This is a genomic window from Nesterenkonia lacusekhoensis (assembly GCF_017876395.1).
GTDB lineage: Bacteria > Actinomycetota > Actinomycetes > Actinomycetales > Micrococcaceae > Nesterenkonia > Nesterenkonia lacusekhoensis.
This window is the reverse complement of the sequence record NZ_JAGINX010000001.1, coordinates 832,536-851,136: the sequence shown is the minus strand read 5'-3', so window position 1 is coordinate 851,136 and position 18,601 is coordinate 832,536. Positions and strand designations below refer to the sequence as shown.

Genomic DNA, 18,601 nt, shown 5'->3' with positions numbered 1-18,601 from the left:
GGGTTCAGGGCCTCTCCCCTCCTTCAGGTGCGTGTGGTGACGACGGCTGCGGCGCAGGATTCTGCGGTGCGGCGGTGAGCTCGAGCAGGTGGCCCAACTCCTGCCGGCCCAGATCCCGCACGCTGCCCTGCTTCTGGTCTCCGATGGTGATCTGGCCGATGGCGGTGCGCACCAGGCGCAGCACGGGGTGTCCGACGTGGTCGAACATCCGACGCACGATCCGGTTGCGCCCCGAGTGCAGGGTCACCTCGATCATGGTGCGGCTGCCGGTGGTGCCCAGGATCCGGCAGCTGTCGGCGGCGATGGGGCCGTCCTCGAGCTCGATCCCCTCCAGCAGCTGCTTGGGCACGGACTTCTTCACCGCTCCCGCGACTTCGACCATGTAGGTCTTCGGCACCTCATAGGAGGGGTGGGTCAGACGGTGAGCCAGCTCGCCGTCGTTGGTCAGCAGCAGCAGACCCTCGGTCTCGCGGTCCAGCCGTCCGACGTGGACCAGACGCGCAGCGACCATCTCGTCGGTGAGATAGTCGTTGATCGCGGGCCGGCCCTGCGGGTCCGACAGGGTGGTGACCACCCCTGCCGGCTTGTTGAACATGACGTAGCAGTGCTCCACGTCCAGGCTCAGCCGCACTCCGTCCACATGGATGGTCACGGCCTCCGGACGCACCCGCACACCGGGCTCGACGACGACTTTTCCGTCGACCTCCACCCGGCCCTCAGCGATGAGTCCCTCACAGACGCGCCGGGAGGCCACGCCGGCCTGAGCCAAGACCTTCTGCAGACGGACGCCGTCCGGGTCATGGACCGCTTCGAAGTTCTGCTCGGCCTCGCTCAGCCGGGGTTTGGAGCGCTGCGGAGCGCTGCGGATGATCCGCTGCGGATCCTCGCCGGCGAAGGGGCCGCCGGAGCTGCCCGGTGGAGGGGTGCGCGCAGCTCGCGCGGCACGCGGCTCTTTCCGGGAATTCATGAGGGACAGTCTATCGGCCCCGGCAGGCTGGGGACGAAGCCGCAGCGGGACCTGGGGCAGGATCTGCGTCACGGCCGAAGGACCCGACCTCCGGCCCGCTTCTGCTCCGGCCCAGTCCGATCTCCCAGGCCGGACGGCTAGAGCTGGCCCTCCTCACCGAAGTCTTCGACGGCGTCGACCCCGGGCAGATGCGGCGAGAGCTGCGGGAGCTCCTCCACCGAGCTGATTCCCAGCTTCTCCAGGAAGACCGACGTGGTGGTGTAGAGCGTGGCACCGGTGACCGGGTCGGTGCCGGCGGTGTCCACCAGGCCCCGGTGGACCAGGGTGCGCACGACGCCGTCGACGTTGACTCCGCGGATGGCCGCGACCTGCGAGCGCGCCACCGGCTGCCGGTAGGCGATGATCGCCAACGTCTCCAGAGCCGCTTGGGAGAGCCGGGCGGTCTGCCCGCCCAGGATGAAGGCCGAGACCTGGTCTGCGTAGGCCAGCCGGGAGTAGAACCGGTATCCGCCGGCCACCTCGCGCAGCTCGTAGCCGCGCTGGCGTCCGCCGCTCTCCCCGTCGGCGTCGAGCCTGATCTCATCGAGCAGAGCGACCACCTGGTGCTCGGAGAGCTTCAGCGCAGCGGCCAGCTCTGCGGCGGTCACCGGCTCCTCAGTCACCATCAGGACAGCTTCCACAGCGGCCAGGTGCTCCTGGTGGGCGACCAGCTCGCTGCTGCTGTGGTCCTCCAGCGCCGGATCACTCATCGTTCCACTCCCCTTCAGCACGGCTCAGGGCCTCGGTCTCTCCGCTCTGGGCTCCGGCCCAGGTGACGGTCAGCTCCCCCAGGGGCGTCTCCTGCTCCAGCTCCACATCGCGGTCCCGGAACAGCTCCAGCAGGCCCAGGAAGCGTACGACGACGACCAGCCGGTTGGCCGCGTCGGCCACCAGGTCCGAGAAGCTGACCGTCCCGGCCGCACGCAGGGCAGCGGTCATGGTCTCCATCTCCTCACGGATGTTGACCGCATGGGCGTGCAGATGCTCCAGGCGGACGTCATCGGGCTCCGCAGCGGGACGGGCGAAGGCCTTCTGCGCGATGGCGGCGAGGTCTTCCGGAGTGGTCTTGAAGACCAGCTCGGGCATGAGCCCGGCCAGCTGGGGGTCGGTGCCGGGCAGGCGCGGGAAGCGGCCCTCGTTCTGCTCCGCCGCCTGACGGATGTGACCGGCGATCTGTTTGAAGGCTCGGTACTGCAGCAGCCGGGCGAAGAGCAGATCGCGAGCCTCCAGGGCGGCGATATCCTCTTCGGATTCGACCTCTCCGCTGGGCAGCAGCTGGGCGGCCTTCAGATCCAACAGCGTGGCGGCGATCAGGATGAAGTTGGAGGACTCATCCAGCGCCTTCTCGTGGGAGAGCTCGCGGACGTAGGCGACGAACTCGTCGGTCACAGCCGACAGGGCGACAGTGGTGACATCCATCTGCCGTTTGGCGATCAGCCCCAGCAGCAGATCGAAGGGTCCGTCGAAGTTCTCCAGGGAGACGGAGAAGCCCGAGGTGGACTCAGCCTCCTCCGGCACCGCCTCTGAAGCCTGCAGATCTATGGCGCCCCACCCCGGGCCACCAGCTCACGGGCCAGCTGACGGTAGGCCTTGGCGCCCTCATGCTTCTGCGCATAGGAGGTGATGGGCTCAGCGGCCACCGTGGCGTCGGGGAACTTCACGGTGCGCTTGATGACCGTCTCGAAGACCTTCTCGCCGAAGGCCTCCACGATCCGGGAGATGACTTCCTTGCTGTGCAGAGTGCGCAGGTCGACCATGGTGACCACCACGCCGTCGACCTCCAGGTCCGGGTTCAGCCGGTCCTGGACCTTCTCGATGGTGTCGACCAGCAGCGCCACAGCACGCAGGGCGAAGAACTCCGCGACCAGCGGGATCACCACGCCGTGGGCAGCAGTCAGCGCGTTGACGGTCAGCAGGCCCAACGAGGGCTGGCAGTCGATGATGATGACGTCGTAGTCGTCCCGGACCTGGCGCAGGGCGCGGTCGAGGACCTGCTCGCGGGCCACCTCGTTGACCAGCTGCACCTCGGCCGCAGAGAGGTCGATGTTGGCCGGCAGCAGGTCCACGCCCTCCACGTGGGTGGAGACGATGGCGTCGCGGGCCTGGACCTCTCGCTCCATCATCACGTTGTAGACGGTGGTCTCCAGATCATGCGGGCTGGTGCCCAGTCCTGCCGAGAGTGCGGCCTGAGGGTCGAAGTCCACCATGAGCACACGCCGGCCGTATTCGGCCAGGGCGGCGCCGAGGTTGATGGCCGAGGTGGTCTTGCCCACACCGCCCTTCTGATTGACCATCGCGATGGTCCGTGCCGGGCCGTGGCCGTCCAGGGCCTTGGGCACCGGGAACTCATGCTTGGGGCGGCCGGTGGGGCCGATGATCGCATCACCGTGGATGGTGAAGAGCTCTCTCGGCTGCTCGCTGGTCAACGTCTTCCTGCCTTCCTCTGCGGTCCGCAACCTGACCAGAGTATCGCGCAGCATCTTTCAGACAATATAGCGGGACAAGTCCAACTTGAAGGTTGGGACCGCTCACCCGGCAGCACGCCGAAGCACCGGCATCAGCTCCTCGATGACCCTGGGATCCTCGATGGTCGAGGGGACGCGATAGTCCTCCCCGTCGGCGATCTGGCGCATCGTCTTGCGCAGGATCTTGCCGGAGCGCGTCTTGGGCAGAGCACCGACCACGGCCACATCTTTGAAGTCGGCCACCGGGCCGATCGTGCTGCGCACCTGGGCGGTCAGCTCCTCACGCAGCTGCTCCTCCCCGATCTGCGCGCCGGCCTTGAGCACCACGTAGCCGGAAGGCCGCTGCCCCTTGAGCTCATCGGCCAGACCGATCACCGCGCACTCGGCCACGGCCGGATGTGCGGCCACAGCGGCCTCGATCTCCCCGGTGGAGAGGCGGTGGCCGGCCACGTTGATGACGTCGTCGGTCCGACCCATGACGAAGACATAGCCGTCCTGGTCGATATACCCGGAGTCCCCGGTGGTGTAGCAGCCAGGGAACGCGGTCAGATAGGAGTCGATATAGCGCTGGTCATCGCCCCAGAGCGTGGTCAGGGTCCCCGGCGGCATGGGCAGACGGATGACGAGGTTGCCCTCCTGACCCGCCGGAAGGGGTTCGCCGAAGGGGTCGAGCACCTCGACCCGGTATCCGGCCGCGGGCAGGGTGGCCGATCCTTCTCTGATGGGAAGCAGCTCGACGCCGGCCGGGTTCGCTGCGATGGGCCAGCCGGTCTCGGTCTGCCACCAATTGTCGATCACCGGGACCTTCAGCGCCTCGCCGATCCATCGTTGGGTCTCCGGGTCCAGCCGCTCCCCGGCCGCGAAGAGATACCGCAGCGAGCTCAGGTCGTAGTCCCCCACCCGTTCGGCCTGCGGGTCCGCCTTTCGGATGGCCCGCAGAGCAGTCGGTGCGGTGAACAGCGTGGTGATGCGGTGGTCCTGGACCAACCGCCAGAAGGCACCGGCGTCGGGGGTGCCCACCGGCTTCCCCTCGTAGAGCACCGTCGTGGCTCCGGCCAGCAGCGGGGCGTAGACGATGTAGGAGTGGCCGACCACCCATCCCACATCCGAGGCGGTGAGGATGGTGTCACCCGGGCCGACGTCGAAGATCGCCGGCAGGGACCAGCTCAGCGCCACCGCCGTGCCGCCCTGATCTCTGACCACGCCTTTCGGCCGACCGGTGGTCCCGGAGGTGTAGAGCACGTAGAGCGGGTCGGTGGCCGCCACGCTCACCGGGGCCGCGGGCTCGGCGTCGGCGAGCGCAGCCTCCCAGTCGTGCCACTGGGCGGCAGATCCTGCGGCGGCCTCGGCCCTGCTGTGCGCGAAGCCCTCACGATGGCTGACCACCACATGGGAGACGTGGTGCTCGGCCAGGCGGACCGCCTCGGCCACAGTGGGCAGATACTCCACGCGACGGCTGGGCTCGATGCCGCCGGAGGCGGTGAGCACCACGTCCGGGGCGGCGTCGTCGATCCTGGAAGCCAGCTCAGCGGCGGCGAACCCGCCGAAGACCACGGAGTGCACCGCGCCCAGCCGCGCGCAGGCGAGCATGGCGATGGGTGCCTGCGGAATCATCGGCAGGTAGAGGATGACCCGGTCGCCGGCTTTCACCCCGAGAGCGCTCAGCATTCCGGCGGTACGGGCGACCTCGTCGCGCAGCCGGCGATAGGTGAAGCTCTCCTGCGTCGACGAGCCCTGACCGGCGCCCCCTCCGGCCACTGCCGAGTCATAGATGAGTGCGGTCTGGTCGCCGCGTCCGGCGGCCACGTGCCGGTCCAGCGCGTTGTGGCAGAGGTTGAGCCGTCCGTCGGGGAACCACCGGTAGAGCGGGGCCCGGGACTCGTCGAGGGCCCGCTGCGGGGTGATGTCCCAGTCCACAGCGTGGGCCGCCTCCAGCCAGAACTGCTCAGGGTCCTCCACGGAGCGGGCGTAGAGCTCGGCGTAGCTGCCGGCTGCTGGGCGGGTCTCTGCTGGGTCTTCGACTGCCATAGTTCCTCCTGCCTCCTGCATGAGAACTTGATGTGGATCACACTATAGCGCCAAGGTGTATACACAGATAGTGTCCGCTGCGTGAATTCCTGAGGGAATGTCCCCGTTCCCTCGTCAATGCATCAACCTGTGTATACACTGAAGCCATGCGAGCGAGTGACGCAGCGTACACCGCACTGCGCGACGACATTGTGGAGGGCCGTCTGGCTCCGGACACCGTCCTCGGAGAGGTCGAGCAGTCCGAACGTCTGGGCGTGTCCCGGACCCCTGTCCGCGAGGCCTTCTCACGACTGACCGCCGCCGGCCTGGCCGTCCAGGCCCCCGGACGAGGGACAGTGGTCAGCCCGATCTCCCTGGCCGATGTGGACCATCTCTTCGAGCTGCGGATCCCGCTGGAGACCCAGGCTGCGCATCTGGCCGCGCTGCGCGCAGAGCCCGAGCCATTCACCTCCTTGGCCGAAGAGTTCGCCGCGGTGGCTGCGCGGGGTGCCGGTGCCGAGCGGGGCGCCGGGGCCCCGCCGGCGAGCACCTCGGAGTACTACCGGCTGGCCGCAGAGCTCGACGCCGCCCTGGACGCCGCCGTGGCCAACCCGTACCTGAGCACCGCGCTGCAGTCGCTGCGGGTCCATCTGGTGCGCATCCGGCGTCTGGCGCAGGACGAGCCGCAGCGGCTGACCGCATCCGCCTACGAGCACCGCGACATCTGCCGCGCCATCGCCGCCGCGGACCCCGAACTGGCCCGAGCCGCCACGGCCGTGCACCTGCGCCGCAGCCTGGCCTACATCAAGAACGCCGCTGAGAACCAGACCCCTCAGGAAGACCCCCTACGGAAGGAATCGGTCCCCTCATGATCGACCACACTGTCCGCGTCTACCGCAGCGAAGAGAACCTTCCGCGCGAGGATCAGCTCGCCTGGAAGATCGCTCAGACCGCGGTGGACCCTGTGAGCACCGACCCGGAGGTCACCGACATGGTGATCAACCGGATCATCGACAACGCCTCTGTGGCCGTGGCCTCCCTGAACCGGGCGCCCATCGTGGCCGCCCGTGCCCAGGCTCTGGACCACCCGGTCTCCGCCCACGGGGCCGGCGCTGCGATCGTCGGCGTGGACGCTGTCTCCTCCCCCGAATGGGCGGCGTGGGCCAACGGCGTGGCGGTGCGTGAGCTGGACTATCACGACACCTTCCTGGCCGCCGACTACTCCCACCCCGGAGACAACATCCCGCCGATCCTCGCCGTGGCCCAGCACGCCGGCCGCTCCGGAGCGGACCTGATCCGCGGCATCGTCACCGGCTATGAGATCCAGGTGAACCTGGTCAAGGCCATCTGCCTGCACCGTCACAAGATCGATCACGTGGCCCATCTGGGGCCCTCCGCCGCGGCAGGTCTGGGAACGCTGCTGGGGCTGGAGACCGAGACGGTCTTCCAGGCCGTGGGCCAGGCCCTGCACACCACCACTGCCACGCGCCAGTCCCGCAAGGGCGAGATCTCCACGTGGAAGGCCCACGCTCCGGCCTTCGCCGGGAAGATGGCGGTGGAGGCGGTGGACCGCTCCATGCGCGGGCAGACCTCTCCAGTGCCGATCTATGAGGGCGAGGACGGGGTCATCGCGTGGATGCTGGACGGCCCCGACGCCGAGTACACCGTGTCCCTGCCGGCAGTCGGCGAGGCCAAACGCGCCATCCTGGACACCTACACCAAGGAGCACTCGGCGGAGTATCAGGCCCAGGCCTGGATCGATCTGGCGCGGAAGCTGCACCATGAGCACCCCGAGGTCACCGATCCGGCCAATGTGGAGTCGGTGCTGATCCGCACCAGCCACCACACCCACTACGTGATCGGCTCCGGGGCGAACGATCCGCAGAAGTACGACCCCACCGCCTCCCGCGAGACCCTCGACCACTCCATCCCCTACATCTTCACCGTCGCGCTGCAGGACGGCTCCTGGCATCACGTGGACTCCTATGCTCCGGAGCGGGCCGGGCGCGAGGACACGGTGGCCCTCTGGCACAAGGTGACCACGCAGGAGGACCCGGAGTGGACGCGGCGGTACCACACCCCGGACATCTCGGAGAAGGCCTTCGGCGGCTCCGTGGAGGTCAGGCTGACCGACGGCCGCACGATCACCGACGAGATCGCAGTGGCCGACGCCCACCCGCTGGGTGCCCGCCCCTTCGCCCGCGAGCAGTACATCGCAAAGTTCCGCGCCCTGGCCGAACCGGTGGTCTCCGGGGAGGAGATCGAACGCTTCCTCGACGTCGTCCAGCGTGTGGAGTCCCTGGAGGCCGGCGAGCTGGGCCAACTGAACATCCGCGCCGCCGACGGTGTGATCGACCCGTCCACGGCACCGACCGGACTGTTCTGAGCGCCCACGAGATGAGAGGAGCCATCTGATGCTCTACGCGCAGACCACCCCCGAACAGAAGCGCAGAAACCTCCGAGAGATGCTGACCCCGGGGGCCGCTCGGCAGTTCCCCGGCAGCTTCACCCCACTGAGCGCACCGCTGATCGAAGAGAAGGAATTCGACGGGCTCTACGTCTCCGGAGCGGTGTTGGCCAACGAGTTGGGGCTGCCCGACGTCGGGCTGACCACGCTGAGCGAAGTGGCCCAGCGGGCCGGGCAGATCGCCCGGCTGACCAACCTTCCCACGTTGGTGGATGCCGACACCGGCTTCGGCGAACCGATGAACGTGGCCCGCACCGTGCAGGAGCTGGAGAACGCCGGGATCGCCGGCTGCCACATCGAAGACCAGTTCAACCCCAAGCGCTGCGGGCATCTGGACGGGAAGAACATGGTGGACCTGGAGACGGCCACCAAGAGGATCCGCGCTGCGGCCGAAGGACGACGCGACGAGAACTTCCTGGTCATGGCCCGCACCGATCTTCGGGCCACAGAGGGTCTGGATGCTGCGATCGACCGGGCCAAGGCCCTGGTGGACGCCGGAGCCGACGCCCTCTTCCCGGAAGCGCTGCGCAGCGTGGAGGAGTTCGAGGCGGTCTGCTCCGCCGTCGAGGTGCCGATCCTGGCCAATATGACCGAGTTCGGAAAGTCCGAACTCTATACGCGAGACCAGCTGGCCTCAGCCGGCGTCGCGCTGATCATCTATCCGGTGACCTCGCTGCGCTCTGCCATGGGCGCTGTGGAGCGCACGCTGGACACCCTGCGCAGCGAGGGGACCCAGCAGGCCGCGGTGGACCAGATGATGACCCGCGCGCGGCTCTACGAGCTGGTCGACTACGAGGCCTACAACACCTTCGACAGCGGCATCTTCAATTTCGAGGTACCCCAGCAACACACGACCTGAGGAGGTCAGTGATGAGCGAAGAGACGATCTATAAGGGCCTGGCAGGAGTGGTCGCCGACCACACCGCCGTGTCCAAGGTGAACCCGGAGACCAACTCGCTGCTCTACCGGGGCTACCCGGTGCAGCAGCTGGCTGCAGAGCTGAGCTTCGAGGAGGTCGCCCTGCTGCTGTGGACCGGTGAGCTGCCCTCTGCCGAGGAGCGTGAGGAGTTCATCGCCTTCGAACGCAGACACCGGGCGCTGGATCCGCGGGTGAAGTCGGCCATCGACCTGCTGCCCACAGACTGTCATCCCATGGATGTGGGACGCACGGCGGTCTCAGTCCTGGGGGCGAACCATCCGCAGGCCGGGGACTCCTCCCCCGAGGCCGAACTGAGGAAGGCCAAGGAGCTCTTTGCCGCCTTCCCTGCTGTGGTCGCCTACGATCAGCGGCGCCGGCGCGGGCTCGACGTGGTGCCCCCGCGTGATGACCTGGACTATTCGCAGAACTTCCTGTGGATGACCTTCGGCGAGGAGGCGGCTGACGAAGTGGTGGACGCCTTCCGCGTCTCGATGGTCCTCTACGCCGAGCACTCGTTCAACGCCTCCACCTTCACCGCACGCGTGGTGACCTCCACGCTCTCCGACCTGCACTCAGCGGTCACCGCAGCCATCGGTGCGCTCAAGGGACCGCTGCACGGAGGCGCCAATGAGGCGGTGATGCACACCTTCGAAGAGATCGGGATCGATCCGGAGGAGACGCGTGACCAGGCGGCCGCCCGCGCCAAGGCCTGGATGGAGGAGGCTCTGGGCCAGGGCCGCAAGGTCATGGGCTTCGGCCACAGGGTCTATAAGCACGGGGACTCCCGTGTCCCGACGATGAAGTCAGCCTTGGACGCCATGGTGGAGCACTACGGACGCCACGAGCTCATGGGCCTCTACGACGGCCTGGAGGCAGCCATGGACGAGGCCAAGGGCATCCTGCCGAACCTTGACTACCCCGCCGGCCCGACGTATCACCTGATGGGCTTCGACACCGAGATGTTCACGCCTCTGTTCATCGCCTCGCGGATCACCGGATGGGCAGCCCATATCCGTGAACAGCGTGCGGACAACTCGCTGATCCGTCCGCTGAGCGCCTATTCCGGCCCCGCGGAACGCTCCCTCTAGGCGATTCGAGCGGGGTTTCAGCCCTTTTCACCCCGATTTGGGCTCCATAAGGGCGCAAACCCCGCTCGAATCGCCTCTGAAGGTCAGCGGGCGCGGGGATGCGCGGAGGCGTACTGCTCCTGGAGCGCCTCAGCGGTGACCTTGGTATAGATCTGCGTGGTGGTGACCGAGGCGTGGCCCAGCATCTCCTGGACCATCCGGATGCCGGCCCCGCCGTCGAGCATATGGGTGGCGCAGGAGTGGCGCAGCGTATGGGGTGAGACCTCCTGCTCGATGCCGGCGGCCTCCGCGTGCCGCTGCAGGATGGTCCAGGCCGACTGCCGGGAGAGCCGGCCGCCGAGCTTGTTCAGGAACAGAGCCGGCGACGGCGCCCGGCGGGTCTTCGCCGAGGACCTCGCCACCGCGTCGGCCAGCTCCGGCCGCCCGGCGGTCAGATAGTTGCTGATCGCCTGCTGAGCATAGGTGCCCACCGGCACCAGGCGCTGCTTGTCTCCCTTCCCGGTGACACGGACGACGACGAGCTGGTCCGAAGCCCCCGTGTCCTCCTCCGCCTCCGGGTGCCCGGGGACCCCTGCATCCGCTCTCTGAGAGATGACGTAGACGTCATCTACATCGAGGGAGACGGCCTCGGTGATGCGGGCTCCGGTGGCGTAGAGGAACTCCAACAGGGCACGATCGCGCAGCCCCAGGGAGGTGGCGGGGCTGGGGGCCTCGAGCAGACGCCCGACCTGCTCGACGCTGAGCGCCTTGGGCAGAGTCTCCGTGGGCTTGGGAGCAGTGACGTGGGCCGCCGGGTCATGGCCGGTCCGGCCCTCCTGGGCCCAGTACTTGTGCAGACCGCGCACGGAGGCGAGGATCCGGGCCAGGGAACGCTCCGCCATGGCGGATCCGCCGTCCTCCCCTGTGCTGACCGTGCGCAGGAACTCGGCGATCAGGGCCTCTTCGATCTGCCGAGGCTCGTCGATCTGCTGCTCCAGCAGGAAGGCCCCGTAGCGCAGCAGATCATTGCGGTAGGAGCTCAGCGTGTTCTCCGAGGAGCCCCGTTCGATCCGCAGGTGGGTCAGATAGTCGGTGATCTCCGTTCCGATGGCGGTGGAGGGCACCTGGGCACGCAGCCGTCGGTAGCGCTCCTCCACCTTCATCGGTTCAGTCGCCGGATCTGCTCGACTCAGCCGCGGCGGGCCAGACCGGCCCCGATCAGTCCCGCGAAGAGCGGGTGCGGGTTGGTCGGCCGGGACTTCAGCTCAGGGTGAGCCTGGGTGGAGACGTAGTAGGGGTGCTTCTCGGCGGGAAGCTCCACGAACTCCACCAGAGTGCCGTCCGGAGAGGTCCCGGAGAAGACCAGCCCTGCCTCGGAGAGCTGCTCCCGGTAGGCGTTGTTGACCTCGTAGCGGTGGCGGTGGCGCTCGGTGATCCGCGTGGTGCCGTAGGCTTCGGCCACGACGCTGCCCTCGGCCAGAGCGGCCTCGTAGGCGCCCAGACGCATCGTGCCGCCGAGGTCGCCGGCGCCGTCGACGATGTCCTTCTGCTCCTCCATGGTGGCGATCACCGGGAACTGGGTCTGCGGATCGAACTCGGTGGAGTTGGCCTCCGGGAGTCCCACCACGTTGCGGGCGTACTCCATGACCATGGTCTGCAGGCCCAGGCAGAGGCCCAGTGCGGGGATGCCGTTCTCGCGGGCGTGGCGCAGCGCACCGATCTTGCCGTCCAGACCGCGCACTCCGAAGCCGCCGGGCACGCAGATCGCGTCCACCCCGTCCAGCGCCTTGGCCGCGCCCTCTTCGGAAGCGCAGAGGTCGGAGGCCACCCAGCGGATCTTGGTCTTGGCGTTGTGGGCGAAGCCGCCTGCCCGCAGCGCCTCCGTCACGGAGAGGTAGGCGTCGGGCAGATCGATGTACTTGCCGACCAGAGCCACCTCCACCTCGTGATCCGGGTGGTGGACGGTGTTGAGCAGCTTGTTCCAGGTCTCCCAGTTCACGTCCTGGAACTTCAGATCCAGCGACTGGACCACATAGGCGTCGATCGCCTGCTTATGCAGGATCCGCGGGATGTCATAGATGCTCGGAGCGTCCGGGCAGTTGATCACTGCGTCCTCGGCCACATCGCACATCCGGGAGATCTTGCCCCGGATCTCCTGGGGCAGCTCGTGGCCTGACCGCAGCACGATGCCGTCGGGCTGGATACCGATGGAGCGCAGAGCGGCCACGGAGTGCTGAGTGGGCTTGGTCTTCAGCTCCTGGCTGGGTCCGATGAAGGGGACCAGAGAGACATGGAGGAAGAACACGTTCTCCCGCCCGATGTCCTGGCGGACCTGACGGGCCGCCTCCAGGAAGGGCTGAGACTCGATGTCACCGACGGTGCCGCCGATCTCGGTGATGATGATGTCGGGAGCGTTGTCCTCGCCTGCCTCGTCGGCGGGAAGGCGCATGCGGCGCTTGATCTCGTCAGTGATGTGCGGGATCACCTGAACGGTGTCCCCGAGGTAGTCGCCGCGGCGTTCCTTCTCGATGACTGAGGAGTAGACCTGCCCGGTGGTGACATTGTTCAGGCCATCGAGGTTCTCGTCCAGGAAGCGCTCGTAGTGCCCGATGTCCAGGTCGGTCTCTGCCCCGTCCTCGGTGACGAAGACTTCGCCGTGCTGGAAGGGGTTCATCGTGCCCGGATCCACGTTCAGATAGGGATCGAGCTTCTGCATGACCACGGAGAGACCCCGCGCGCGGAGCAGATGCCCCAGTGATGATGCGGTCAGGCCTTTGCCGAGGGAGGAGACGACGCCTCCGGTGACAAAGATCTGTCGAGTAGTAGGGAGGCTGTTCTGGTTCCGTGAATTATTTCGCTGCGCCACGGGGTTCCATCCTATCAGTCGTGAGCGGTGCCCGATGCATTGCTGATCAGCTCCCGTGCATGGGCACGGGCCGAGTCGGAGTCCTCCTGGCCGGCGAGCATCCGCGCGAGTTCGCTGACCCGCTCGTCCTCGCCCAGTGCCGTGACGTCAGAGGCGGTGAATCCTCCGGTCTCGCCCTCTCCGGGGACCGATTCCTTGAAGACTCGAATATGGTTCTGCGCGTAGGCCGCCACCTGAGGCAGGTGGGTCACCACGATGACCTGAACATGCTCGGCCAGCATGGCCAGGCGCTTTCCGATCCGCACCGCGGCTTTGCCGCCGACGCCGGCGTCGACCTCATCGAAGATGAAGGTTCCGGTGTCCGTCTCGGCAGCGAGCACCACTTCCAGAGCCAACATGACCCGGGAGAGCTCACCGCCGGAGGCACCCTTGCCCAGCGGCAGCGGATCGGAGCCCGAATGGGGAGCCAGCAGCAGCGCCACAGTGTCGGCGCCGTGCGGACCCAGCTCCGAGGCCGCGGCCACCTCCACCACGATCCGAGCATGAGGCATGGCCAGAGCAGTGAGCTCCACACTGACCGCCTCCGCCAGGCGCTCCCCCGCCTCAGCACGGCGGCGGCGCAGATCCGCGGCGGTCTCCCAGAGCTGTGCCTCCAGCTTCTCGAGCTCGGCAGCCAGCTCATCGATGCGGTCGGCATCCGACTGCAGAGTGCTCAGGCGCTGCCGGGACTCCTCGGCCCAGGCCAGCACGGCGTCGATGTCTGGGCCGTAGAGGCGGATCAGACGGTCCAGCTCAGCGCGGCGCTGATGGACCTCCGCCAGACGCTCCGGGCCGGATTCGTCCAGGCTGGCTGCGTAGACGCCGAGCTGTGAGGCGGCATCGTTGAGCATCGAGGAGACGGAGCCGAGCTGCTCGGAGATCTCGCCGAGCTCACGGTCCTGGTCCTGGACTCCGGTCAGCGCTGCGGCGGCGGCCTCGACCATCTCCACCGCGTTGGGAGCGTCCACGGCCGTCTCGGCGGCGTCGGGTCCGGAGAGCGCCTGCTGAGCGGTGCGCGCAGCCTCACGCAGGCCCTCCACGTTCTCCAGCTTCAGCGACTCCTCCTTCAGCGCGGCATCTTCGCCGGGCTGCGGGTCGACCTCATCGATCTGCTCCAGAGCCTGCTGCAGCTGCTCGGCCTCGCGGCGCCGCTCGCGCTCGTAGGTGATGATCTCCTCCAGCTCTGCCCGTTTGGTCAACAGATCCTGGTAGCCGGAGCGATAGACATCCAGAGCAGCGGCGAACTCCTCACCGGCGTAGCGATCCAAAGCCTCACGCTGAGCGGAGGCCGACTTCAGACGCAGCTGATCGGACTGGCCGTGGACAGTGACCAGGGACGCCCCGATCTCGCCCAGCATGGCCACCGGCACACTGCGCCCACCCACACTGGCTCGGCTGCGGCCCTTGGCGCTGAGGGCCCGGCCCAGCAGCAGCTGGACCTGATGGTCGGCCTGCTGGCCGTGGGCCTGTTCTTCGTCATCCAGCCAGGCGCCGGCCTCGCGGGCCAGCTCCACTGCGTGATGCCCGGCGCCGACGGTGACCTCGGCGTCCACTGTGGCCTTATCGGCTCCGCGCCGCACTGCGGTGGCCTCGGCCCGAGCGCCCAGCAGCAGACCCAGGGCGGTGACCACCATGGTCTTGCCCGCGCCGGTCTCGCCGGTGACCACGTTGAAGCCGGGATGCAGGGGCAGCTCGGCGCGTTCGATCACGCCGAGGTCGGTGATGGTGACGTTCTCGATCATCGGATCTCCTCCCCCATCGGGTGGGAGACCTGGTTCTCGGCGTCCACGGGCCCGCGCCAACCGCTGGTGGGCAGATTGAACTTGTCCACCAGCCGTTCCGAGAAGGGAGTCTGGTTGACTCGTGCCAGCAGCACCGGCCGCTCCGAGCGGGTGACCGCCACGCGGGAGCCGGCAGGCAGCTCCAGGGACCGCCGCCCGTCGCACCACAGGACGCCGCGTTCATCCTCCCGCTGGAGGACCTCCACGGCCATGATGGAATCCGGGTCCACCACCAGAGGCCGGGAGAAGAGCGCATGGGCCGAGATGGGAACCATGACCAGAGCCTGGACCTCGGGCCAGACCACAGGCCCGCCGGCCGAGAAGGCGTAGGCGGTGGAGCCGGTGGGCGTCGCCATCACCACACCATCGCAGCCGAAGGCCGAGACAGGACGACCGTCGATCTCGATGACCAGGTCGATCATCCGTTCCCGGGAGTGCTTCTCGATGCTGGCCTCGTTGAGCGCCCAGCTGCTGCCCACGTGCTCGCCCCCGTTCCAGACCTGGACGTCGAGGGCCATCCGGCGCTCCACGGTGTAGTCCTGCTCGACCACCCACCCCACAGAAGCGTCCAGCTCAGTGCGCTCGGACTCGGCGAGGAAGCCGACGTGGCCGAGGTTCACACCCATCAGCGGCAGATCCGCCTCACGGACCAGGTCCGCCGCACGCAGGATGGAGCCGTCCCCGCCCAGGACCATGCCCACCTCACAGCGCTGGAGCGGAACTTCGCGCCCGGCCACGGCCACCGGCGTGTTCTGGAACTCATCGCCCAGCAGGCGGGCCAGCGAGTCGATGTCCTTCTCCAGCATCACAGGGGTCAGCCCCGCCGAGGCCAAGCGGGTGACGACGGCGGCGGCGGCCTCGACGGCATCGTGACGCCCGGTGTGGGCCAGCACCAGCACTTCCCTCGTCATCAGCACCTACTCCTTGTCGTCGAACGCGATGCTTCCCAGCTTACTGTCCACCTCAGACACTGCATCCTGACTCTTCGGATCCTGTGCCGTGGACCGACGCAGATGCAGGAAGAACTCGAGGTTCCCGTCCTGGCCGGCCAGGGCCGAACGGTGCACAGACTCCAGTGTGAGCCCGGCCTGAAGCGCACAGTCGACGACGCCGGCGACCGCTTCACGCCGCAGCTGCGGGCTGGTGACCACACCCGTGCGGGAAAGGCGTTGCCGCCCGATCTCGAACTGGGGCTTGACCATCATGAGCATGTCTCCGCCGGGGCGGATCTGGCGGGCCAGTGCGGGCACGATCAGGCGCAGGGAGATGAAGGAGAGATCGGCGACGATGAGGTCGAAAGGCTCCCCCAGCTGCCCAGGCTGCAGGTGGCGCAGGTTGAGCCCTTCATGATTCTCCACGCGCGGATCCTCACGCAGCGGCGCGGCCAGCTGATCATGTCCCACATCGACGGCGACCACCTGCGTCGCTCCACGCCAGAGCAGCACCTGAGTGAAGCCGCCGGTGGAGGCTCCCGCATCGAGGCAGCGGGTCCCGGTCACGGAGATCTCGGGGCAGGCCTCCAAGGCGCCCAGCAGCTTATGGGCGGCGCGGCTGACCCAGGGGTCCTGCTCGCTGAGCGCCACGCTCTGCTCGGAACTGATCTTCAGCGCGGGACGCTCAACGCGCTGGCTGTCCACTGTGACCGCTCCGGATCGGACCAGCTGGGCGGCTCGGCTGCGGGTGGCCACCAGGCCACGATCGACCAATGCTCGGTCCAGGCGGACTCGCTCCATATCCGCCTCTCAGTCCCGGCTGGTCTCGTCCAGGCGGCGAGTGAGGCTGCGGTGCAGCTCTTCGGCCTCCTGGATGTGTGTCTCCAGCGTCTGCAGACTCATCTGCTGCGATTCGGCCTGCACAGGCTCCTGAGCCGTTTCCTGACCTTGGACCGACTCCTGCTCCTGAGCCGTCTCCTGTCCCGTCCGTTGTTCCGTCACAGCGATCGGTGCTCCCCGGAGAACAGGTCTTGCAGGGTCCGGAGGATCCAGCGAGGCTGAGAATCCGCCGCGGCCTCAGCCGCAGTGTCGCGCGAATCGATGCCGGTCAGCACCAGAGCGGTCGTGAACGCGGCGCGATTGCCGCCGAGGATGTCCGTGTCCAGGCGGTCGCCCACCACCAGCGGCGCGGAGAGCTCGAGACCGGTTGCCGCCTGCTGGAAGAGCACCGGCTCAGGTTTCCCCGCGGCCTGGGGCTGCTGTCCCGTGGCACAGCTGATGGCTGCGGCCAGCGCGCCGTTGCCGGGCGCGATGCCTTCCGCCCGGGGGATGCTCAGGTCCACGTTGGTGGCGAACCAGGCCGCGCCGTCGTTGATCGCGTAGGCGGCCTGGGCCAGATCTTCCCATCCCACCGTCGGGTCGAAGCCCTGGATGACCGCCGTCGGGCCCTGCGACGCATCCTCCACCACAGTGAAGCCCGCGTCCTGGACCAGTCCGCGCAGGTAGGAACTGCCGGTGACCAGCACTGTGGAACCGGCAGGAACGTGTTCGGCCATGAGACGGACGCCCGCAGGCGCGGACCCATAGACCTCGTGGGGCTGCGCTGGGATGCCCAGCTCCGTCAGGTGCGCCGCGACCTGTTCAGCCGAGCGGGAGGCATTATTGGTGACGAAGGCGCACCGCAGTCCTCGATCTTTGAGAGCACTGACCGCCTCGACTGCGCCGGGGACCGCACCGGCTCCGGCATAGAGGACCCCGTCGAGGTCGAAGAGCACACCGTCATGGGCATCCATCAGGGCACCGGACATCAGCTCTCCCGGGGCTGCTCGTCCGCTGCGTCCTCGGCGTCCGGCGCTGCCTCAACGGCAGACGCGGCGGACTCCGCAGTGGGAGCAGATGCGTCCTCACCCGAGCTGACGGGGCCTTTGCCCAGAAGTTCCTTGACCGTCGGCACTTCCGCCGGCTCGTCGTCGAAGTCCATGATGTCCGGATCTTCGAAGGCACCGACGCCCAGCGCCTTCTCCGCCACATGGCTCTGACGCGCCCACTTCTGGGCCTCCTCGTCACGTCCCACAGCTCTGAGCGCTTCGGCATAGGCGCTGAACAGACGCGGCGAGAAGCTGAACGCCCGATTGATGTTGAGTTCGGGGATCTCCAGCGCGCGAAGGGACGAATCGATGTCACCGAGGTCCTGGTGCGCCCCGGAGACGACCATCGCCAGTTCCGCGCGCACTGCCCCGCTGAGCTTCTGCGCCTCAGGAGAGGCAGCGAGTTCGATGGCCTTCTGGGGACGTCCCAGGCCGCGTTCGCAGTCGGCCTGGACCGGAAGGTGCGTCTGGTCTCCGGTGATGCGGCGGTAGGTCCGCAGCTCACGCAGGGCTTCAGAATAGTCACCGGCCGCGTAGGCGGTCAGGCCCACAGCTTCACGCACGACGCCGAGCCGTCCGCCTCGCCGGGACGCCGCCAGAGCATGTTCGAAGGCCAGCTGCGGCTCGATGTCCACCAGTCGCCCTGCCATCACCAGGTGCTTGGACACCCATTTGCGGTTGGTATCGGTGAGGCTGGTCAGCTGCGACGCCGCGTCGCGATCCAGCTCTTTGCCGGTCACGTCCTCGTCGATCTCCGGGGACTTCTGACGGTCCTCGCTGTTGGCGCGGCGCAGATCTCTGGGATTGTGTGCCGGACGCTCCCGCTCAGCCCGCGGCTGGGAGGACCGCGGCGGGCGTGCGGGGTTCTGGGGACGGCCGCGCCCCTGTGGGCGGCGCTGACGAGGTGGCTGAGCAGCCATGGGTCTCTACGTTCTCCTTCTGGTGACGGAACGCTTCTCAGGATACCCCGGATGGGCGTCCTGTTAACTGACGAGAGCCGAGTCTGAGAATCTCCATTGATCCTCTGACTCGGCTCTCGTATCTAATGTGTGTTCGGCGGCGACCTACTCTCCCACACTCTTACGGGTGCAGTACCATCGGCGCTGTAGGGCTTAGCTTCCGGGTTCGGAATGGGATCCGGGCGTTTCCCCTACGCTATGACCGCCGTAACCCTCTCAACCACA

17 protein-coding genes and 1 rRNA gene are annotated in these 18,601 nt (G+C 67.8%); 4 read left to right on the top strand and 14 right to left on the bottom strand.

Features of this window, described 5'->3' with window-relative positions:
• Nucleotides 1-4 precede the first annotated feature (4 nt).
• The 5 genes from JOF45_RS04105 to JOF45_RS04085 form a co-directional block, all read right to left on the bottom strand.
• Nucleotides 5-967, bottom strand: a complete 963-nt coding sequence (locus JOF45_RS04105; RefSeq protein ID WP_210048082.1) for a pseudouridine synthase — start codon at nucleotides 965-967, stop codon at nucleotides 5-7.
• A 137-nt stretch (nucleotides 968-1,104) separates the two neighbouring features.
• Nucleotides 1,105-1,716 (bottom strand): SMC-Scp complex subunit ScpB, encoded by a 612-nt coding sequence (gene scpB, locus JOF45_RS04100; RefSeq protein ID WP_210048081.1) that lies wholly within the window; start codon nucleotides 1,714-1,716, stop codon nucleotides 1,105-1,107.
• Nucleotides 1,709-2,524 carry a segregation and condensation protein A gene (locus tag JOF45_RS04095; RefSeq protein WP_342591381.1) on the bottom strand — a complete coding sequence of 272 codons (816 nt, stop codon included), beginning with the start codon at nucleotides 2,522-2,524 and terminating at the stop codon, nucleotides 1,709-1,711. Before JOF45_RS04095 ends, scpB begins: the two co-directional genes overlap by 8 nt.
• 20 nt (nucleotides 2,525-2,544) lie before the next feature.
• Nucleotides 2,545-3,486 (bottom strand): ParA family protein, encoded by a 942-nt coding sequence (locus JOF45_RS04090; RefSeq protein ID WP_210048080.1) that lies wholly within the window; start codon nucleotides 3,484-3,486, stop codon nucleotides 2,545-2,547.
• A gap of 48 nt (nucleotides 3,487-3,534) precedes the next feature.
• Nucleotides 3,535-5,499 (bottom strand): AMP-binding protein, encoded by a 1,965-nt coding sequence (locus JOF45_RS04085; RefSeq protein ID WP_210048078.1) that lies wholly within the window; start codon nucleotides 5,497-5,499, stop codon nucleotides 3,535-3,537.
• Nucleotides 5,500-5,645: 146 nt separating this feature from the next.
• On the opposite strand from JOF45_RS04085, the gene JOF45_RS04080 reads away from it, so the two are divergent.
• The 4 genes from JOF45_RS04080 to JOF45_RS04065 are packed head-to-tail and all read left to right on the top strand — an operon-like array spanning nucleotide 5,646 to nucleotide 9,952.
• Nucleotides 5,646-6,350, top strand: a complete 705-nt coding sequence (locus JOF45_RS04080; RefSeq protein WP_210048077.1) for a GntR family transcriptional regulator — start codon at nucleotides 5,646-5,648, stop codon at nucleotides 6,348-6,350.
• On the top strand, nucleotides 6,347-7,864 hold the full coding sequence (locus JOF45_RS04075) for an MmgE/PrpD family protein (protein WP_210048076.1): 1,518 nt from the start codon (nucleotides 6,347-6,349) through the stop codon (nucleotides 7,862-7,864). The genes JOF45_RS04080 and JOF45_RS04075 overlap by 4 nt, the downstream gene beginning before the upstream one ends.
• Nucleotides 7,865-7,892: 28 nt before the next feature.
• Entirely contained in the window at nucleotides 7,893-8,804 is a 912-nt protein-coding gene (prpB, locus tag JOF45_RS04070; protein ID WP_210048075.1) for a methylisocitrate lyase, read from the top strand.
• An 11-nt stretch (nucleotides 8,805-8,815) separates the two neighbouring features.
• Entirely contained in the window at nucleotides 8,816-9,952 is a 1,137-nt protein-coding gene (locus JOF45_RS04065) for a bifunctional 2-methylcitrate synthase/citrate synthase (RefSeq protein WP_210048074.1), read from the top strand.
• 83 nt (nucleotides 9,953-10,035) lie between these two features.
• Here JOF45_RS04065 and JOF45_RS04060 read toward each other — a convergent pair whose 3' ends face one another.
• From JOF45_RS04060 to rrf, 9 genes are all read right to left on the bottom strand, one after another.
• Nucleotides 10,036-11,094, bottom strand: coding sequence for a site-specific tyrosine recombinase XerD (locus JOF45_RS04060; RefSeq protein WP_210048073.1), 1,059 nt, complete (start codon nucleotides 11,092-11,094; stop codon nucleotides 10,036-10,038).
• A 26-nt stretch (nucleotides 11,095-11,120) separates the two neighbouring features.
• Nucleotides 11,121-12,815, bottom strand: coding sequence for a CTP synthase (locus tag JOF45_RS04055; RefSeq protein WP_210051285.1), 1,695 nt, complete (start codon nucleotides 12,813-12,815; stop codon nucleotides 11,121-11,123).
• The gene (gene recN, locus JOF45_RS04050; RefSeq protein WP_210048072.1) at nucleotides 12,812-14,578 is read right to left on the bottom strand and encodes a DNA repair protein RecN; all 1,767 of its coding nucleotides are present in this window, start codon (nucleotides 14,576-14,578) and stop codon (nucleotides 12,812-12,814) included. Before recN ends, JOF45_RS04055 begins: the two co-directional genes overlap by 4 nt.
• Nucleotides 14,575-15,528: an NAD kinase gene (locus JOF45_RS04045; RefSeq protein ID WP_210048070.1), complete on the bottom strand. Its 954-nt coding sequence runs from the start codon at nucleotides 15,526-15,528 to the stop codon at nucleotides 14,575-14,577. Before JOF45_RS04045 ends, recN begins: the two co-directional genes overlap by 4 nt.
• Nucleotides 15,529-15,534: 6 nt before the next feature.
• Entirely contained in the window at nucleotides 15,535-16,350 is an 816-nt protein-coding gene (locus tag JOF45_RS04040) for a TlyA family RNA methyltransferase (protein WP_210048068.1), read from the bottom strand.
• 9 nt (nucleotides 16,351-16,359) lie between these two features.
• Nucleotides 16,360-16,551, bottom strand: a complete 192-nt coding sequence (locus JOF45_RS04035) for a hypothetical protein (RefSeq protein ID WP_210048066.1) — start codon at nucleotides 16,549-16,551, stop codon at nucleotides 16,360-16,362.
• On the bottom strand, nucleotides 16,548-17,357 hold the full coding sequence (locus JOF45_RS04030) for an HAD-IIA family hydrolase (protein WP_210048064.1): 810 nt from the start codon (nucleotides 17,355-17,357) through the stop codon (nucleotides 16,548-16,550). The genes JOF45_RS04035 and JOF45_RS04030 overlap by 4 nt, the downstream gene beginning before the upstream one ends.
• Nucleotides 17,357-18,337 (bottom strand): hypothetical protein, encoded by a 981-nt coding sequence (locus JOF45_RS04025; RefSeq protein WP_210048062.1) that lies wholly within the window; start codon nucleotides 18,335-18,337, stop codon nucleotides 17,357-17,359. The genes JOF45_RS04030 and JOF45_RS04025 overlap by 1 nt, the downstream gene beginning before the upstream one ends.
• 131 nt (nucleotides 18,338-18,468) lie before the next feature.
• A 5S ribosomal RNA gene (gene rrf / locus JOF45_RS04020) occupies nucleotides 18,469-18,586 on the bottom strand.
• Nucleotides 18,587-18,601: the final 15 nt, after the last annotated feature.

What these genes read in the sequence shown, in the direction of transcription:
- JOF45_RS04045 (WP_210048070.1), bottom strand. Translation starts at nt 15,528, where the DNA reads ATGACGAGGGAAGTGCTGGTGCTGGCCCACACCGGGCGTCACGATGCC.
- JOF45_RS04040 (WP_210048068.1), bottom strand. Translation starts at nt 16,350, where the DNA reads ATGGAGCGAGTCCGCCTGGACCGAGCATTGGTCGATCGTGGCCTGGTG.
- JOF45_RS04080 (WP_210048077.1), top strand. Translation starts at nt 5,646, where the DNA reads ATGCGAGCGAGTGACGCAGCGTACACCGCACTGCGCGACGACATTGTG.
- JOF45_RS04075 (WP_210048076.1), top strand. Translation starts at nt 6,347, where the DNA reads ATGATCGACCACACTGTCCGCGTCTACCGCAGCGAAGAGAACCTTCCG.
- JOF45_RS04090 (WP_210048080.1), bottom strand. Translation starts at nt 3,486, where the DNA reads ATGCTGCGCGATACTCTGGTCAGGTTGCGGACCGCAGAGGAAGGCAGG.
- JOF45_RS04085 (WP_210048078.1), bottom strand. Translation starts at nt 5,499, where the DNA reads ATGGCAGTCGAAGACCCAGCAGAGACCCGCCCAGCAGCCGGCAGCTAC.
- recN (WP_210048072.1), bottom strand. Translation starts at nt 14,578, where the DNA reads ATGATCGAGAACGTCACCATCACCGACCTCGGCGTGATCGAACGCGCC.
- JOF45_RS04105 (WP_210048082.1), bottom strand. Translation starts at nt 967, where the DNA reads ATGAATTCCCGGAAAGAGCCGCGTGCCGCGCGAGCTGCGCGCACCCCT.
- JOF45_RS04030 (WP_210048064.1), bottom strand. Translation starts at nt 17,357, where the DNA reads ATGTCCGGTGCCCTGATGGATGCCCATGACGGTGTGCTCTTCGACCTC.
- JOF45_RS04025 (WP_210048062.1), bottom strand. Translation starts at nt 18,337, where the DNA reads ATGGCTGCTCAGCCACCTCGTCAGCGCCGCCCACAGGGGCGCGGCCGT.
- prpB (WP_210048075.1), top strand. Translation starts at nt 7,893, where the DNA reads ATGCTCTACGCGCAGACCACCCCCGAACAGAAGCGCAGAAACCTCCGA.
- scpB (WP_210048081.1), bottom strand. Translation starts at nt 1,716, where the DNA reads ATGAGTGATCCGGCGCTGGAGGACCACAGCAGCAGCGAGCTGGTCGCC.
- JOF45_RS04060 (WP_210048073.1), bottom strand. Translation starts at nt 11,094, where the DNA reads ATGAAGGTGGAGGAGCGCTACCGACGGCTGCGTGCCCAGGTGCCCTCC.
- JOF45_RS04065 (WP_210048074.1), top strand. Translation starts at nt 8,816, where the DNA reads ATGAGCGAAGAGACGATCTATAAGGGCCTGGCAGGAGTGGTCGCCGAC.